Source organism: Bacillus sp. DB-2, assembly GCF_003315125.1.
GTDB lineage: Bacteria > Bacillota > Bacilli > Bacillales > Bacillaceae_G > Bacillus_A > Bacillus_A mycoides.
This window is the reverse complement of record NZ_QNRN01000021.1, coordinates 13269-29517: the sequence shown is the minus strand read 5'-3', so window position 1 is coordinate 29517 and position 16249 is coordinate 13269. Positions and strand designations below refer to the sequence as shown.

The following is a 16249-nucleotide window of genomic DNA, read 5'->3' as shown; positions in this document are numbered from 1 at the left end:
TCATGAAATCTGTTACATTAGACAAATTAGATCGTCCTTTAAAGGATTTACGTATTTCTGTTACTGATCGCTGTAATTTTCGCTGTCGATATTGTATGCCAGAAGAAATATTTGGTCGTGATTATTCTTTTTTGTCTAATGATAAAATTTTATCTTTTGATGAAATTGAAAGGATTACACGTATTTTCGTTTCTTTAGGTGTAAGAAAGTTACGTATTACAGGAGGAGAGCCTTTACTTCGAAAAGACTTACCTGAACTCATACAGCGGTTAAACGAAATTGATGGAGTAGAGGATATTGGTTTAACGACAAATGGATCATTACTTAAAAAGTTTGCTCCAGATTTATATAAGGCGGGTTTATCTCGTGTAACAGTTAGTTTAGACTCGTTAAATGAAGAACGATTCTCTTATTTAAATGGGAATAGAAGTAAAGTAAAAACGGTTCTTGCTGGAATACAGGCTGCAGCGGAAGCCGGAATGAAAATTAAAATGAACATGGTTGTCCAAAAAGGGAAAAATGAAGAAGACATCGTTCAGATGGCAGAGTACTTTAAAGAGAATAAGCATATCCTTCGGTTTATTGAATATATGGATGTCGGAAATTTTAACGGCTGGGAATTAGGTGAAGTAGTTTCTAAGCAGGAAATAGTAGAGATGATTCATAAAGTGATGCCGCTTGAACATATTGAAGCGAACTATCCTGGTGAAGTTGCAACACGTTATCGTTATGTTGGTAGCGAAGAAGAAATAGGAATTATTTCATCTGTAACGGATTCGTTCTGCTCATCATGTACAAGAGCGCGTATTTCTGCAGAAGGAAAATTGTATACATGTTTGTTTGCTTCTAAAGGAAACAATCTTAAAGAATTACTTCGCTTTGGATATACGGATGAGGAGATTACTAATGTTATTCGTGACATTTGGAATAATCGTTCAGACCGTTATTCAGACGAACGGTTAAGCAATACAAATAAAAAAGCAATGCCGAAAATTGAAATGTCGCATATCGGTGGCTGAGAAGTTACTAAGAATGTAGATTCTCTTTGTTAACGTAAATAGTGGGAAATGTGCAAGTTTTGTACACTTTCTATGAGTATAGTAAAAATGATGATTGATATTTCTGTAAGAGATATGCAGAGAGATTAAGCAGCATTCAAAAATCCTTACGATGTTAAGGGTTTTTGGTGCTGCTTTTTTTAGATGAGAAAAATGGAGGAATTGGTTATGGCATTTCATAAACCGGAACAAATTGCTGCGCTTGTGATTGAATCCGGTGTTCAAAAGGTGGGGCAACCGCTATCAGCGATGCTTATTCTTGGTTTTTTAGGAGGAGCATTCATTTCATTAGGATTTTTACTTAATATTCGTGTTCTAGGTAATCTACCGGAGCAGTGGGGAAGTTTAGTCAATTTTATAGGAGGAGCGGTTTTTCCTATTGGACTTATGCTCGTTGTTTTAGCAGGAGGAGAATTAATTACGGGAAACATGATGTCGATGGCCATGGCACTGTATGCACGGAAAATTTCATTGAAACATGTGTTAAACAATTGGGCGTGGATCACTTTAACTAACTTCGCAGGTGCACTTTTCGTAGCGTATTGTTTCGGTCACCTTGGCGGGTTAACTGAAGGTGCCTATTTAAATAAAACGATAGCGATAGCTCAAGATAAATTACATGAATCTTTCGGAAGAACTTTAATTTTGGCAATTGGTTGTAACTGGCTCGTTTGCCTTGCAATTTGGTTAGCGTATGGAACGAACGATTTAATCGGAAAGATTGTTGGGATTTGGATTCCGATTATGGCATTTGTCGTAATTGGGTTTCAGCAAGTAGTAGCAAATATGTTTGTCATTTCAGCAGTTATTTTTGCGGGTCACCTTACGTGGATGGATCTTGCGAAAAACTTTGTGCCAGTCTTTATCGGAAATGTAATTGGCGGAGCTGGATTTGTTGGATTCGCTTATTTTTCTTGTTATCAGAAACAAAGTGCTACCGAAGAAGATGTAATGAAAAAATAACAGTATATGAAAGGAAGGCACTTCATGATAGAGCGGTATTCACGACAACAGTTGTTCACTCCTATTGGAAAAGAAGGGCAAGAGAAGATTAGAAATAAGCATGTATTAATAGTAGGGGCAGGTGCATTAGGAAGTGCATGTGCAGAAAGCTTTGTACGTGCAGGTATCGGGAAATTAACGATTATTGATCGCGATTACGTAGAATGGAGTAATTTACAGCGGCAACAACTTTACGCTGAACAAGATGCGATAGAAAAGTTGCCAAAAGCAATCGCAGCGCAGAATCGTCTCAAACAAATTAATTCAGACGTGCAAATTCAGGCGCTAGTAATGGATGCAAGAGTAGATAATATGGAAGCTTTATTAGGTGGTGTCGATGTCATTATTGATGCCACAGATAATTTCGATATTCGTTTTGTAATCAATGATATATCACAAAAACATAATATCCCTTGGATTTACGGTTCTTGTGTTGGAAGTTATGGCATGAGCTATACAATTATTCCGAAGAAAACACCGTGCTTACATTGTGTACTGAAAAGTGTTCCTGTTACAGGGGCGACGTGTGACACAGTTGGAATTATTAGTCCAGCTGTTCAAATCGTTGCAGCGTACCAAGTGGCAGAAGCATTCAAAATTTTAGTAGAAGACTATGAAGCAGTTCGGAAAACTTTTTTAATGTTTGATATATGGAGTAATCAATATCATTCTATCAAACTAGGAAAAATCAAAACGGAAGACTGTCCTTCGTGCGGAACAAATAGAACTTATCCTTATTTATCATACGAAAATCAAACGAAGACAGCTGTTTTATGCGGAAGAAATACAGTTCAAATTAGACCGGCGCATAATAGACATTACAACTTTGATGAGTTAGAAAAAGTATTAAAGAACCACGGGAAAGTTGATCGGAATCCGTATTTGCTCTCTTGCCAATTAGAAGAGTATCGGATCGTCATTTTTCATGATGGTCGTGTATTTATTCATGGCACGAATGAAATTCAAAAAGCGAAACAACTATACTATCGGTTATTAGGATAATAGAGAGGGATTGGTAATGATGGAAAGAAGAGTACCGATTACAGTTGAAGAGGCTGTTCGTAAAGTGATGGCATTTGCTAATTGTGGTGTAAAAGAACTAGTACCACTGGAATTAGCATATGGGCGTACGTTAGCAGAAGATTTAGTGGCGGATCACGATGTGCCTTCTTTCAATCGCTCGCCATATGATGGATTTGCTATTAGGGCAGAAGATACTTTGCGAGCAAGTCGTGAGAATCCGATCGTATTTGAAGTAATTGGTGAAATTGGAGCAGGTTCCGTATTTCCTACAGAAGTAGGAGCGTTTCAAGCAGTTCGAATTATGACAGGGGCACAAATTCCGAAAGGATGTAATGTGGTCGTCATGCTAGAACTGACTCGTCATCGTCAATATGAGAATATCGGAAAAAGCTATATGGAAGTGAGGCGCTCATTTAAAGAAGGGGACAATATATCCTTTCAAGGTGAAGATGCACGTAAAGGAACCGTTCTCGCAAAAAGGGGTTGTTACATTAATCCAGGTATTTCTGCTCTTCTTGCTACATTCGGTTATAGTGAAGTGCCAGTAGCGAAAAAGCCTGTCATTGGACTATTAGCGACTGGGAGTGAGCTTCTCGATGTAACTGAAGAACTACAGCCTGGGAGAATTCGAAATAGTAATACGTATATGGTATCGTCTCAAATTCGAAGAGCAGGTGGAAGAGTAAAATACTTTGGGAAGTTTAGTGACGATTTTCATACGTGCTACGAAGCAGTGAAAAGAGCGTTAAGCGAAGTTGATATGTTAATTACAACTGGTGGTGTTTCAGTAGGGGACTATGACTATTTGCCAGCAATATATGAAAAATTAGGTGCATCAGTTCTCTTTAATAAAGTTGCTATGCGACCGGGTAGCGTCACGACTGTAGCGCAATTAAACGGAAAATTATTATTTGGATTATCAGGTAATCCATCTGCTTGCTATGTAGGTTTTGAATTATTCGTAAAACCTAGCATTCGTGCGTATATGTTTAGCGAAAAACCACATGTAAAACGAGAAAAATCAATGCTCGGAGAAGATTTTCTAAAACCGAATCCATTTACAAGATTTGTACGAGGTAAGCTTCAGTATAACGAAGGACAACTAATCGCTTATCCATCAGGATTTGATAAATCTAGTTCCGTTTCTTCATTAGCAGAATCAAACGTTTTTATCGTATTGCTAGGCGGAACGAGAGGATATAAGAAAGGGATGTTTGTAGACATTCTTTTATTAGAAGATAACGAAGGTAGTGAATGGCCTTGGACATTCCGTAAAGTGGGGAGAGGTTTTGATGGGACAAGCACGATTTGAAATTGTCGATAATCCGATTGTAGTTGAAGAAGTAACGAATAAAGTAGCAAGACGAGAAACAGGAGCAATTACAACTTTTATAGGAACGGTTAGAGAATTAACGAAAGGAAAACGAACGTTACATCTTGAGTATGAAGCATATAAACCGATGGCAGTAAAAAAGCTTACTGCAATTGGAGAAGAAATTAAGAAAAAGTGGCCGGATGCGAAAATAGCAATCACGCACCGAGTAGGACGATTAGAAATAATGGATATCGCCGTTGTCATTGCAGTATCGTCACCGCATCGTAAAGTAGCGTACGAAGCGAATGAATACGCAATTGAACGTATAAAGAGAATCGTCCCAATTTGGAAAAAAGAATTTTGGGAAGATGGAACGGAATGGATTGGAGATCAACTTGAAAATACTCCGTATCCAGAAGGAAAGCCAAAGAAAGAAGAATGAGAAAATGATTACAATTTTACTGTTCGCAAATTTGCGAGAAGAAGTCGGGTCAGAGAGGTTAGCAATAATAGAAAAACGAGAGATGAACGTTCATCAATTGAAAAAATGGTTGAAAGAAAACTATCACTTACAGACGCTAGAAAAAGTTATGGTAGCAATCAATGAAGAATTTGTAACGGACGAAAATATTGTAAGAGCTGGAGATACTGTCGCGTTTATCCCGCCTGTAAGTGGAGGTTAATTTTTTCTATTCGAGTATCAAAATTTTCATACGTTAAGGAGGATCATTATGGGTGAATTTTCGCACTGGAATGAAGAGGGCAGAGCCAAAATGGTTGATATCTCTCAAAAAGATATTTCAACACGTACAGCTGTTGCGCAAAGTACGATTTCTTTATCAAATGAATTATTTGAGGAAATTCAAAGTGGTGGATTGAAAAAAGGAGACCCGCTCCAAGTAGCGCAAGTTGCTGGCATAATCGGTGCTAAAAAAACAGCCGATATTATTCCGATGTGTCATCCGATATTAATACAAGGGACAGATTTTACGTTCCATTATGAAAAGAAAACTGATGGGTATGAGTTAATGATACGAGCTACAGTAAAATGCAGCGGTAAAACAGGTGTAGAAATGGAAGCATTAACTGCTGTATCGATTGCAGCTCTTACTTTTTACGATATGTGCAAAGCTGTTGATAAAACGATGGTTATGAAAGAAACATATTTAGTACAAAAAACGGGTGGGAAAAGCGGAGACTTTTTTCACAAGATAAAATAATTACAATGGAAGGAATGTGAATGATGATTACTCACGAACAGATTATGAACGCTTTAAGCCATGTAGAAGATCCAGAATTACACAAAAGTATTGTGGAATTAAACATGGTAAGAAATATACAAATTGATGGTACAGAGGTTGGGCTAGAAGTAGTTTTAACAATTCAAGGTTGTCCGTTGAAAGCAAAAATTCAACAAGATATTGAAGACTCACTTCGAAACATTGGAGCATCGAAAGTTTCCTTAACATTTGGCTCAATGACACCAGAAGAACGCGCGGTATTAACAGCGTCTTTAAAGAAAGAAGCTAGAACAGAAACAGGCATGCCTAGTATGCTTCGACCTGATTCAGGAGTACGTTTTATTACTGTAACGAGTGGAAAAGGGGGAGTCGGTAAATCAACTGTGACGATTAACCTTGCTACTGCGTTAGCTCGTATGGGGAAAAAGGTTGGGATTTTAGATGCAGACATATATGGATTTAGCATCCCAGCTATGATGGAAACGAATGAAAAACCAACAATGATTGATCAAACAGCAATTCCAGTCGTTAGTCACGGTGTTAAAATTATGTCGATGGGATTCTTCACAGAAGGAAATAACCCAGTTATGTGGCGCGGACCGATGTTAAACAAATGGATTCAAAACTTCCTTGTGAACACGCACTGGGGAGAACTAGACTATCTTCTTCTTGATTTACCACCTGGAACAGGAGACGTTGCGATAGATGTCGCTGCAATGATTCCACAAGCGAAGGAAATTATCGTTACGACGCCTCATAACGTAGCTTCATTTGTTGCATCTAGAGTAGGAGTCATGGCAAAGCATACGAAACACGACATTTTAGGTATCGTTGAAAACATGGCATATTACGAAGAACAAGACGGCTCAAGAAACTATCTCTTCGGAAGAGGTGGCGGTGAAATGTTAGCAGAACAACTGCAAACAGAAGTAATCGTTCAAATACCGTTTGCGAAGCGTGAAGAAAATAGATCATGTGTGTATGATGAAGACTCGCTCGTTGGGGAGATTTTTGCGTCTTTAGCGGAGGATATTATTTATTATGAAGACTAGTATATAAAATAAGAAGAGAGATACATAGTGTATATGTATTTTTCTTTTGTCTTTTATGAATGATTACAATAATTATGAAGTGTTTACGGTTGGTAGTGAGTTAGAAACGATTTATGGAATTGGATGCGCTTATGAAACTATGTTAAGAACAATTAAATACGCATTCTTTCATTCGTATACTATGACCGACGAATATCCTCTTTATAAATCGATATAGTCATTGTTTTAAATTTATTAAAAGGATATGAAAACAAAAATGGAAGTTTGATTAGGCTTTTACTAGAGGAGGGGAAAGTAGACACGACCTGATTCTAAGCATGGCTGGAGTTTCTATCTAAGTAAAAAAAGGAAATTCATTACGATTCATCTATCTATATAGAAAAAAAGAACCTCTTGATAAATAGAGAGGTTCTTTCATGAAACTAATTCAAATGGCTTATTGTAATAATTTAGAAACCATTTGTGGAGTTTGGTTTGCTTGAGAAAGCATGCTAATACCAGCTTCGTTCAAGATTTTGAACTTAGTCATTTCAGACATTTCTTTCGCCATGTCAGCGTCTTCGATTTGAGAAGCTGCTGCAGCCATGCTAGCAGATTGGCTCTTCAGGTTGTTTACGTTAAAGTCAAGACGATTTAATGTAGCACCTAGAGTCGCACGATTAGAAGCTACCATTGTTAATGCATCATCAATTTTTTTAACTGCATCTAATGGGCTTGCACCTGTAGCTGCTCCAGCTGCAGGAAGTGTTTTAGCAGCCTCAAAAGTAGTTTGAATCGCTTTAGCTGCTGCGTCTTTATCTGCTGCGGTAGCATATGATGCAATGGCATTTTCAACATCTGTAAGTTGAGCTTTATCTGTAATAAAGCCTTTTACTTTATCAAATGCTTCTTTAGCTGCTTGAACATCATTGTCTCTAACTGTCTCTGTTTTACTTGGTGATTTTAGACGCTCCATAGCTGCAGTTACAAGATCTAAATCTTTTTGTGTTAGGGCTTCAGATCCAAGGTTTAAGTCATTAATCTTTAATTTATCAAGTGTAACACCTTTTAAGTCAATGTTAATTTGTTTATTAGGATCATTAGAATCAAGTGTTTGGATTTTAACGATACTATCATCTTTTAATAAGTTTTTGTCATTAAATTGTGTGTTTTCAGCGATATAAGTAATTTGTTCTTTTAATTGAGTAAATTCTTTGTTTAAAGCCAAAGCGTTGTCTTTCGTATTTGTTTCGTTAGCCGCTTGGTTTGCTAAATCGCGCATACGAAGTAAGATGTTTGATACTGAATTCATCGCTGAGTCAGCTGTACGGATTAATGACATACCGTCCTGTGTGTTGTTTGCTGCAACGTTTAAGCCACTTTCACGTGAACGCATACGAGTTGCGATTGCAAGACCTGCTGCATCGTCAGAAGCGTTGTTGATACGTTTACCGCTTGATAAACGGTCCATAGCGTTGCTCATTTTTGCTTGGTTTTGGCGCATGTACTCTTGAGTACGCATGCTATTAATGTTTGTATTAATTCTCATGTTAAGAACCCCCATTTTTTTATATTGACTTTTCTGCAAATCGAAAAACGGTAATATGCGAAAAAATCGATTTCGAGATTTATTGTAAGCCTTGCTATAACGGGTGTCAACTAAAAATTCGAATTAATAAATATAAAAAAATAACAGTTTAACAATATATTCATTTTTTATTAAAATATTATTAAAAGGATTATTGCAAACTTTTTTAAAAAACTCTAATATTAGATTATCTTTGTTTACCGAAAAGGTGATATTATGGTAGTTGGAAATATAGTAAAAGAGGTTCTTGCATATAAAAAAGGACAAATGCAACAAAAGTTAAGTAGTCCGCAGGCGTTCGTTAGTAGTCGTTTTCAAGATCAATTGCAGAGTGAACCTGCGAAGGAGACGAAGGTTACTCCGCAAATGGCAAAAGTAGAAGATATGAGTCAGCCGGTACAATCTACGAAAATAGAAACGGTTGTTAATAAACCGGAAGAACCTATTAATAAAGTAGAGGAAACGAGTAAGCCTGAGGAGAAAGCTGAAACGAAGAAAGTGGATGAAGTGCAAGTCGCGCAAAAAGAGTTTGAGCGACGTTTCCCAGAAACGAAAAATGAGTCTGCTGATACGTGGGGATTAACGAATAAATATAATATTCAGAAAATACGTTCTTCAAATGAAGGTAAGTATGAGGATATTATTGATCGCGTAAGTAATACATATGGAATTCCGAAAATGTTAATTCAAAAAATGATTGAAGTAGAGTCTAATTTTAATCCGAAAACGGTGTCACATGCAGGAGCGATGGGGCTTATGCAGCTTATGCCAGCAAATGTGAAAGAGATGGGTATAAAAAATCCATTTTCACCAGCTGAAAGTATTGAAGGCGGTGTGAAAGAGTTAAGCGGTTATTTAAAGAAAAATAACGGTGATCTCGTACTAGCGCTTGCTTCTTATAATGCTGGTCCTGGTAATGTGAGAAAGTACGGAGGCGTACCGCCATTTAAAGAAACGCAAGGATATATAAAGAAAATATTGAATATAGACGTTTCGAAATAGAAAATTTCATTATATAAATAGAGAACATGAAATTTTTGTGAACATGATATGGGAGTTGGCTAGATTTGAAATTACAAGATGATATTCCGTTAACAATTTATTTTGAAATCGGAAATACGAAAAAGAAAATTGAAGATCTGCTTCATATTACGAAAGGTACATTGTATCGTCTTGAAAATTCAACGAAAAATACGGTGCGTCTTATGCTTGAGAATGAAGAGATTGGAACCGGAAAGATTTTGACGAAGAATGGGAAAATGTACGTTGAAATCGTTGAATTGAAAAGGTAGGGAAGGGGATTGTCATGAGTAGCGATAAATTAAGCCAAGAGCAAATTGATGCCCTGCTGAAGGCGGTGAATGAAGGCGAGGAAATGCCAGCTTTCGCACAAGAAGCAGGGAAGCAAGATAAATTTCAAGAGTATGATTTTAATAGACCAGAGAAGTTTGGTGTTGAACATTTACGTAGTTTGCAGGCGATTGCGTCTACATTTGGAAAGCAGACGTCACAGACGTTGTCAGCTCGTATGCGTATTCCAATTGAACTAGAGCCTTCAACGGTTGAGCAAGTTCCATTTACGAGTGAGTATGTAGAGAAAATGCCGAAAGATTATTATTTATATTGCGTGATAGATCTAGGTTTACCAGAGCTTGGAGAAATTGTTATTGAGATTGATTTAGCGTTCGTTATATATATTCATGAATGCTGGCTTGGTGGAGATAGTAAGCGTAATTTTACGATGCGTAGACCGTTAACGGCGTTTGAGTTTTTAACGCTTGATAATATATTCTTGCTTCTTTGTAAAAATTTAGAGCAATCATTTGAAAGCGTTGTTGCGATTGAACCGAAGTTTGTAACGACGGAGACAGATCCGAATGCGCTGAAGATTACAACGGCAAGCGATATTATTTCATTACTGAATGTAAATATGAAAACGGAGTTTTGGAATACGACAGTTCGTATCGGTATTCCGTTCTTATCTGTTGAAGAAATTATGGATAAGTTAACGTCTGAAAATATTGTCGAACATTCTTCGGATAAGCGTAAAAAGTATACGTCTGAAGTAGAAGTGAAAGTAAATCAAGTGTATAAACCTGTCCATGTTGCAATTGGTGAGCAGAAGATGACAATGGGCGAGATTGAGCAAATTGAAGAAGGCGATATTATTCCGCTTCATACAAAGGTTTCAGACCAACTACGTGGTTATGTAGATGGAAAGCATAAATTTAATTGTTTTATCGGGAAAGATGGAACGCGTAAGGCGCTCCTATTTAAAAGTTTTATAGAGTAGGAGGATCCATATGAAGCATGAAGTATCTCCTGTGTCATTAATGGGATTAGAAGAATTTGCAGGGAAGCGAAATGAATCGGGGAAGGCACATATTGATACCGTTTCAGACATTTCGATTGAACTTGGAGTAAAGCTTGGGAAGTCATCTATTACGCTTGGTGATGTGAAGCAGTTAAAAGTTGGCGATGTTCTTGAAGTAGAGAAAAATTTAGGACATAAAGTAGATGTATATTTAAGTGATATGAAAGTCGGTATTGGTGAGGCAATCGTAATGGACGAGAAGTTTGGCATTATTATTTCTGAAATTGAAGCTGATAAGAAACATGCAGCGCTAATGAAGGCACAAAATCAAATGCAGGATAAAGAGTAGAGGAGGAGTCATATGTCGTATATGACGACCTTATTTCAAGTCGTTTTACTGTTTGGTGCGCTCGGCTATGGTGCATATTATATGACAAAAAAGACGCGCAAACAGCAGTTTTTTAAGCAAGGTGAAAATGGACACATTCAAGTGAAAGACGGTGTTTATTTAAATCATCAAACGAGCGCCTTTTTATTTGAAGTGGACGGAAAGCAAGTGTTCACTGTTATTAGTAATAACGGTGTACAATCTGTGCAGTTAACAGGAACAGGAAATCAGTTTCAACAAGCGTTAGAAGACGCGGTGAAGAGTGAAACGAAAAAAGTAGAGGATCCATCATGAGAATAAAGAAACAGTTATCGTTATTTGCCGTTATTTTCGCATTTTCTATTATTTTTTCATTTGTTTTTGTAAATCCAGCGTATGCGGCCCCGAACGGCTTTATTAATTTCGAAAATGGAAAAGAGTTTACGAGTAATTCAAGTGTACAACTATTCGCGCTCGTTACCCTTCTATCATTATCTTCTTCTATCGTTCTTTTATTTACGCATTTTACTTATTTTATGATTGTTCTTGGGATTACTCGTCAAGGGCTTGGGGTTATGAATTTACCACCGAACCAAGTGCTTGTTGGACTCGCATTATTTTTATCGCTGTTTACAATGCAGCCAGTACTTGGTCAATTAAAGAGTGATGTGTGGGACCCGATGACGAAAGAAAAAATAACAGTAAGTCAAGCTGCGGAAACGACAGCTCCGATTATGAAAGATTATATGTCAAAGCATACGTATAAGCATGATTTGAAAATGATGCTGAAAGTGCGCGGAGAAGAGTTGCCGAAAGATTTAAAGGATCTTTCACTGTTTACGCTTGTGCCATCCTTTACGTTAACGCAAATTCAAAAAGGTTTACTTACAGGGATGTTCATTTATTTAGCGTTTGTCTTTATTGATTTAATTATTAGTACACTTTTAATGTACCTTGGGATGATGATGGTACCGCCGATGATTTTAAGTTTACCATTTAAAATACTCGTTTTCGTATATTTAGGTGGATATACAAAAATCGTCGATATTATGTTTAAGACGGTCGCCTGAAGCGTTTGATGCTATGTGATAGGAGTCATATAAATGAATACGTCACCAATTATAGATATTTTTCAAACCTTTTTTTATAAAGGGGTTATGATTTTAATGCCGATTGCCGTTGTAAGTATGATTGTCGTTATTATTATCGCGGTTATTATGGCGATGATGCAAATTCAAGAGCAAACGCTGACGTTTTTACCGAAAATGGCGAGTATTGTGCTCGTTATTATCATTTTAGGTCCGTGGATGTTTCAAGAGTTAACGATGCTTATTTTAGATTTATTTGATAAAATCCCATCGCTATTGCGTTCGTACTAAGATAGGTGAACTGAAATGAATATGGAATTATGGGCGGCTACGTTTTTTGCGTTTTGTCGCATTACTTCATTTTTATATTTTCTACCGTTTTTCTCAGGCCGATCAATTCCGGCGATGGCAAAGGTTACATTTGGACTCGCTCTTTCGATTACAGTGGCAGATCAAGTGGATGTCTCTCACATAAAGACAGTTTGGGATGTAGCAGCTTATGCAGGAACGCAAATTGTGATTGGGTTATCACTTTCAAAAATTGTAGAGATGCTGTGGAACATTCCGAAAATGGCAGGGCATATTTTAGACTTTGATATCGGTTTATCACAGGCAAGTTTATTTGATGTAAATGCAGGATCACAGTCTACTTTACTATCAACAATTTTTGATATATTTTTTCTTATTATTTTCATTTCACTTGGCGGCATTAACTATTTCGTTGCCACGATTTTAAAGTCGTTTCAATATACAGAGGCGATTTCAAAATTGTTGACGACTAGTTTTTTAGATAGTTTACTCGCAACGTTATTATTTGCAATTACATCAGCGGTCGAAATTGCTTTGCCGCTTATGGGGAGCTTATTCATCATTAACTTCGTCCTTATTTTAATCGCAAAAAACGCACCGCAATTAAACGTTTTTATGAATGCGTACGTAATTAAAATAACGTGTGGTATTTTGTTTATTGCGATGAGTGTACCGATGCTCGGTTATGTGTTTAAAAATATGACAGACGTATTACTGGAAGAGTATACGAAACTATTTAACTTTTTCTTAACGAAGTAGGGGGACGCGCATGGCAAAGGATAATAAAACAGAAAAGGCCACCCCGCAGAAGCGTAAAAAATCGCGTGAAGAAGGGAATATCGCCCGGAGTAAAGATTTAAATAATTTATTTTCCATTCTTGTATTAGCAGTTGTCGTTTACTTTTTCGGAGATTGGCTCGGTTATGAGATCGCACATTCCGTAGCGGTACTGTTTGATCAAATTGGAAAAAATACAGATTCGACCGAGTATTTTTATTTAATGGGCATATTACTTCTGAAAGTATCGGCTCCTATATTAATACTTGTATATGCTTTTCATTTGTTCAATTATATGATTCAAGTCGGTTTCTTATTTTCTTCTAAAGTACTTAAGCCGAAAGCATCACGTATTAATCCGAAAAACTATTTTACGAGATTGTTTAGTCGTAAAAGTTTAGTAGATATTTTGAAATCACTATTTTATATGGGATTAATCGGTTACGTTTCGTACGTTCTCTTTAAAAAGAATTTAGAGAAGATTGTTAGTATGATTGGATTTAACTGGACAGCGTCACTTACTGAAATTATTAGCCAAATTAAATTTATCTTTCTAGCCATTTTAATTATTTTAATCGTTCTTTCTATTATTGATTTCATTTATCAAAAATGGGAGTACGAACAAGATATTAAAATGAAAAAAGAAGAAGTGAAACAAGAGCATAAAGATAATGAAGGGGACCCGCAAGTAAAGGGGAAACGAAAAAACTTTATGCATGCCATCTTGCAAGGGACAATTGCGAAGAAGATGGATGGTGCAACGTTTATTGTGAACAACCCGACGCACATTTCAGTTGTGCTTCGTTACAATAAACAAGTTGATGCAGCGCCTATTGTCGTTGCAAAAGGGGAAGATGAGCTCGCATTATATATACGAACGCTTGCCCGTGAACAAGAAATACCAATGGTGGAAAACCGTCCGCTTGCTCGTTCTTTATATTATCAAGTTGAGGAAGACGAGACGATTCCAGAAGATTTATACGTAGCTGTAATTGAAGTTATGCGCTATTTAATTCAAACGAACGAACTTGAAGTATAATAGCGCGTTTGGAGGGGATCTCTTTGTTTAAGATGGATTCTGCAAGAACCTATTTTTCTATCTTTTTAGCAGCGTCATTCGTTGTGGCGCTCTTAATTCCACTTCCACCATTTATACTTGATATCGTTATCGTTTTTCTACTAAGTATGTCAGTGCTTATTTATATGCGAGCTACAAGTATTAACGAGTGGGATGAATTAAAGTCATTTCCGACGATGTTGTTATTAATCGGGATTTTCCGCGTATCGATTAACGTTTCGACGACGCGAGCGATTTTAACAGACGGAAATGCGGGTCATGTTATTGAAGAGTTCGGTCAGTTCGTAATTGGCGGGAACTTATTAATTGGTATCGTTATTTTTATAGTTTTAATCATATTCCAGTTTATCGTTGCAAACGGTGCGTCTCGTACAGCTGAAGTAGCAGCTCGTTTTACACTTGATTCTTTACCAGGGAAACAAATGTCTATCGATGCTGACTTGAATCAGCGTCTTATTACAGAAAAAGATGCACAGGCGAAACGAAAAAAATTAAATATGGAAACAGAGTTTTACGGAGCGATGGATGGTGCCGGAAAGTTCATTAAAGGGGACGTTATTTTCGGGATTGTCATTTTATTCGTAAACATTATTTTCGGTTTAATTGTCGGTATGATGCAACAAGGAATGAGCTTTGCAGATGCGGCTATTCACTATACACAGTTAACTGTCGGTGACGGAATTGTAAACCAAATCGGTTCGTTAATGCTTGCGATTTCAACAGGTATTATCGTAACGCGTGTATTTGACGGTTCAGCAGATACAGTAACTGAAGGAATCTTTAAAGAGTTATTAGCGCATGAAGTTGTTGTATATGCACTCGGTGGTTTATTTATCGCAATGGGTGTTTTTACCCCGCTACCATTTCTACCATTTGCTCTCGTTGGTGGAACAATTATCTTCTTAGGAATTCGCAATAAAAAGCGAATAAAGAAAGAAAAAGAAGACGAGCTTCAAAAAGAATTAGAAATGATTCAAGGCGAGGATGAGCAATTACAGCAAGTGGAAGATTCATTCGGAGTCTTTACAGATAAATATCCAATTATCGTAGAGCTCGGTTTAGATTTAGCGGCACTTGTAAAGCAGAAGATTAACGGGGAAACAGCTCGTGATAAAGTTGTTCTAATGAGGAAGTCGATTATTACCGACCTTGGTATTAACGTTCCTGGAATTAACTTTAAAGATAATACGAGCTTTAGACCACGCGGACGTTACATTATTCGTATTAAAGGTGCGAAGGCGGCTGAAGGTGTTTTAAAATCAGGTTATTTATTAGCACTGAAAACACCGAACGTAATGGCTGATTTAGATGCAGAGCCAGCGAAAGATCCAATTTTCGGCGAAGATGGATATTGGATTTTGGAGCATATGGTACAAGATGCACAAATGAAAGGCTATCAAGTGTTAGAGCCACTCAGCATATTAATTACGCATTTAGATGTTGTCGTTAGACGTAATCTTCATGAGTTAATTCAGCGTCAACATGTGAAAGACTTGATTCACTCGCTTGAAACTGATAATGGCGTTTTATTAGAAGAGATTAAGAAGAAAGAAATTGATTTATCACTCGTGCAAAATGTTATTAAACAACTGCTAAAAGAAGGAATTTCAATTCGTGATTTACCGACAATTATTGAAGGTATTATTGACGGGAAAGAAATTTATCAAAACCATGTTGATGGTGTCACTGCATTTGTACGTGAATGTATTTCAAAAGTTATTTGTGAGAGTGCGAAAAATCCTGATGGGAAAATTTATGCAGCACTTTTCGCTGATTCAATCGAGTTAGATGCAGATGTTGTTAATAATTCATACCAAGGCTATTTATTAAACTGGGATTTAGATTTAGAAACGCGAGTAGTAGAGCAAGTACAACGCGTTTTCAAACAAGCTCGTTTAATGGGAAGAGAGCCAGTATTATTAACACGCAGAAAAGATTTCAGGTTTGCGATTGTGAGACTTCTTGAACGTTATCAAATAGAAGCTAAAGTATTATGTATTAGTGAATTGGCACCAGAAATTGTTGTAGATCAAATTGCTTATATTGAATAGTAGGAGG

Annotated in this window: 19 protein-coding genes; 18 read left to right on the top strand and 1 reads right to left on the bottom strand. The window is 36.9% G+C overall.

The window, feature by feature from the left end:
* Nucleotides 1–2: 2 nt before the first annotated feature.
* The 8 genes from moaA (at nucleotide 3) to DET63_RS27305 (ending at nucleotide 6691) form a co-directional block, all read left to right on the top strand.
* Nucleotides 3–1019, top strand: coding sequence for a GTP 3',8-cyclase MoaA (moaA, locus tag DET63_RS27340; protein ID WP_113770043.1), 1017 nt, complete (start codon nucleotides 3–5; stop codon nucleotides 1017–1019).
* A gap of 207 nt (nucleotides 1020–1226) precedes the next feature.
* Nucleotides 1227–2021, top strand: a complete 795-nt coding sequence (locus DET63_RS27335; protein WP_113938418.1) for a formate channel — start codon at nucleotides 1227–1229, stop codon at nucleotides 2019–2021.
* A 24-nt stretch (nucleotides 2022–2045) separates the two neighbouring features.
* Nucleotides 2046–3062, top strand: a complete 1017-nt coding sequence (locus DET63_RS27330; RefSeq protein WP_113938417.1) for a molybdopterin-synthase adenylyltransferase MoeB — start codon at nucleotides 2046–2048, stop codon at nucleotides 3060–3062.
* A 19-nt stretch (nucleotides 3063–3081) separates the two neighbouring features.
* On the top strand, nucleotides 3082–4395 hold the full coding sequence (locus tag DET63_RS27325; protein WP_142675693.1) for a molybdopterin molybdotransferase MoeA: 1314 nt from the start codon (nucleotides 3082–3084) through the stop codon (nucleotides 4393–4395).
* Entirely contained in the window at nucleotides 4376–4840 is a 465-nt protein-coding gene (locus DET63_RS27320; RefSeq protein ID WP_113938415.1) for a molybdenum cofactor biosynthesis protein MoaE, read from the top strand. The genes DET63_RS27325 and DET63_RS27320 overlap by 20 nt, the downstream gene beginning before the upstream one ends.
* Nucleotides 4841–4844: 4 nt before the next feature.
* Nucleotides 4845–5081 carry a molybdopterin converting factor subunit 1 gene (gene moaD / locus DET63_RS27315; RefSeq protein WP_113938414.1) on the top strand — a complete coding sequence of 79 codons (237 nt, stop codon included), beginning with the start codon at nucleotides 4845–4847 and terminating at the stop codon, nucleotides 5079–5081.
* A gap of 48 nt (nucleotides 5082–5129) precedes the next feature.
* Entirely contained in the window at nucleotides 5130–5618 is a 489-nt protein-coding gene (gene moaC / locus DET63_RS27310) for a cyclic pyranopterin monophosphate synthase MoaC (protein ID WP_113938413.1), read from the top strand.
* A 20-nt stretch (nucleotides 5619–5638) separates the two neighbouring features.
* Nucleotides 5639–6691, top strand: coding sequence for a P-loop NTPase (locus DET63_RS27305; protein ID WP_113938412.1), 1053 nt, complete (start codon nucleotides 5639–5641; stop codon nucleotides 6689–6691).
* A gap of 436 nt (nucleotides 6692–7127) precedes the next feature.
* On the opposite strand, the gene DET63_RS27300 is transcribed toward DET63_RS27305, so the two are convergent.
* Entirely contained in the window at nucleotides 7128–8219 is a 1092-nt protein-coding gene (locus DET63_RS27300) for a flagellin N-terminal helical domain-containing protein (RefSeq protein ID WP_113938411.1), read from the bottom strand.
* Between the two features lie 255 nt (nucleotides 8220–8474).
* Between DET63_RS27300 and DET63_RS27295 the strand changes: the two genes are divergently transcribed.
* The 10 genes from DET63_RS27295 to flhA all read left to right on the top strand — a co-directional run bounded on the left by DET63_RS27295 (nucleotide 8475) and on the right by flhA (nucleotide 16242).
* Nucleotides 8475–9260: a lytic transglycosylase domain-containing protein gene (locus DET63_RS27295; protein WP_113938410.1), complete on the top strand. Its 786-nt coding sequence runs from the start codon at nucleotides 8475–8477 to the stop codon at nucleotides 9258–9260.
* A gap of 65 nt (nucleotides 9261–9325) precedes the next feature.
* Complete coding sequence (locus DET63_RS27290; protein WP_000775712.1) at nucleotides 9326–9550, top strand: flagellar motor switch protein FliN; 225 nt, start codon at nucleotides 9326–9328, stop codon at nucleotides 9548–9550.
* Between the two features lie 14 nt (nucleotides 9551–9564).
* Entirely contained in the window at nucleotides 9565–10551 is a 987-nt protein-coding gene (fliM, locus tag DET63_RS27285) for a flagellar motor switch protein FliM (protein WP_113938409.1), read from the top strand.
* A gap of 10 nt (nucleotides 10552–10561) precedes the next feature.
* The gene (gene fliN / locus DET63_RS27280) at nucleotides 10562–10921 is read left to right on the top strand and encodes a flagellar motor switch protein FliN (RefSeq protein ID WP_113938408.1); all 360 of its coding nucleotides are present in this window, start codon (nucleotides 10562–10564) and stop codon (nucleotides 10919–10921) included.
* Between the two features lie 12 nt (nucleotides 10922–10933).
* The gene (locus DET63_RS27275) at nucleotides 10934–11254 is read left to right on the top strand and encodes a hypothetical protein (protein ID WP_000121176.1); all 321 of its coding nucleotides are present in this window, start codon (nucleotides 10934–10936) and stop codon (nucleotides 11252–11254) included.
* The gene (locus DET63_RS27270) at nucleotides 11251–12009 is read left to right on the top strand and encodes a flagellar type III secretion system pore protein FliP (RefSeq protein ID WP_002126633.1); all 759 of its coding nucleotides are present in this window, start codon (nucleotides 11251–11253) and stop codon (nucleotides 12007–12009) included. The genes DET63_RS27275 and DET63_RS27270 overlap by 4 nt, the downstream gene beginning before the upstream one ends.
* A gap of 33 nt (nucleotides 12010–12042) precedes the next feature.
* Complete coding sequence (locus tag DET63_RS27265; RefSeq protein ID WP_002011993.1) at nucleotides 12043–12318, top strand: flagellar biosynthetic protein FliQ; 276 nt, start codon at nucleotides 12043–12045, stop codon at nucleotides 12316–12318.
* A 15-nt stretch (nucleotides 12319–12333) separates the two neighbouring features.
* A complete protein-coding gene (locus DET63_RS27260) occupies nucleotides 12334–13095 on the top strand; it encodes a flagellar biosynthetic protein FliR (protein WP_001055697.1) in 762 nt (253 codons plus the stop codon).
* A gap of 10 nt (nucleotides 13096–13105) precedes the next feature.
* Entirely contained in the window at nucleotides 13106–14152 is a 1047-nt protein-coding gene (gene flhB, locus DET63_RS27255) for a flagellar type III secretion system protein FlhB (protein WP_002193129.1), read from the top strand.
* A 23-nt stretch (nucleotides 14153–14175) separates the two neighbouring features.
* Nucleotides 14176–16242, top strand: coding sequence for a flagellar biosynthesis protein FlhA (flhA, locus tag DET63_RS27250; protein ID WP_113938407.1), 2067 nt, complete (start codon nucleotides 14176–14178; stop codon nucleotides 16240–16242).
* Nucleotides 16243–16249 lie beyond the last annotated feature (7 nt).

Excerpts from the sequence above, each read along its gene's own strand:
- DET63_RS27335 (WP_113938418.1), top strand. The coding sequence starts at position 1,227 with ATGGCATTTCATAAACCGGAACAAATTGCTGCGCTTGTGATTGAATCC.
- DET63_RS27265 (WP_002011993.1), top strand. The coding sequence starts at position 12,043 with ATGAATACGTCACCAATTATAGATATTTTTCAAACCTTTTTTTATAAA.
- moaA (WP_113770043.1), top strand. The coding sequence starts at position 3 with ATGAAATCTGTTACATTAGACAAATTAGATCGTCCTTTAAAGGATTTA.
- DET63_RS27305 (WP_113938412.1), top strand. The coding sequence starts at position 5,639 with ATGATGATTACTCACGAACAGATTATGAACGCTTTAAGCCATGTAGAA.
- DET63_RS27330 (WP_113938417.1), top strand. The coding sequence starts at position 2,046 with ATGATAGAGCGGTATTCACGACAACAGTTGTTCACTCCTATTGGAAAA.
- DET63_RS27300 (WP_113938411.1), bottom strand. The coding sequence starts at position 8,219 with ATGAGAATTAATACAAACATTAATAGCATGCGTACTCAAGAGTACATG.
- fliN (WP_113938408.1), top strand. The coding sequence starts at position 10,562 with ATGAAGCATGAAGTATCTCCTGTGTCATTAATGGGATTAGAAGAATTT.
- DET63_RS27275 (WP_000121176.1), top strand. The coding sequence starts at position 10,934 with ATGTCGTATATGACGACCTTATTTCAAGTCGTTTTACTGTTTGGTGCG.
- DET63_RS27260 (WP_001055697.1), top strand. The coding sequence starts at position 12,334 with ATGAATATGGAATTATGGGCGGCTACGTTTTTTGCGTTTTGTCGCATT.
- DET63_RS27325 (WP_142675693.1), top strand. The coding sequence starts at position 3,082 with ATGGAAAGAAGAGTACCGATTACAGTTGAAGAGGCTGTTCGTAAAGTG.
- DET63_RS27295 (WP_113938410.1), top strand. The coding sequence starts at position 8,475 with ATGGTAGTTGGAAATATAGTAAAAGAGGTTCTTGCATATAAAAAAGGA.
- DET63_RS27320 (WP_113938415.1), top strand. The coding sequence starts at position 4,376 with ATGGGACAAGCACGATTTGAAATTGTCGATAATCCGATTGTAGTTGAA.
- moaD (WP_113938414.1), top strand. The coding sequence starts at position 4,845 with ATGATTACAATTTTACTGTTCGCAAATTTGCGAGAAGAAGTCGGGTCA.
- moaC (WP_113938413.1), top strand. The coding sequence starts at position 5,130 with ATGGGTGAATTTTCGCACTGGAATGAAGAGGGCAGAGCCAAAATGGTT.
- fliM (WP_113938409.1), top strand. The coding sequence starts at position 9,565 with ATGAGTAGCGATAAATTAAGCCAAGAGCAAATTGATGCCCTGCTGAAG.
- flhB (WP_002193129.1), top strand. The coding sequence starts at position 13,106 with ATGGCAAAGGATAATAAAACAGAAAAGGCCACCCCGCAGAAGCGTAAA.
- DET63_RS27270 (WP_002126633.1), top strand. The coding sequence starts at position 11,251 with ATGAGAATAAAGAAACAGTTATCGTTATTTGCCGTTATTTTCGCATTT.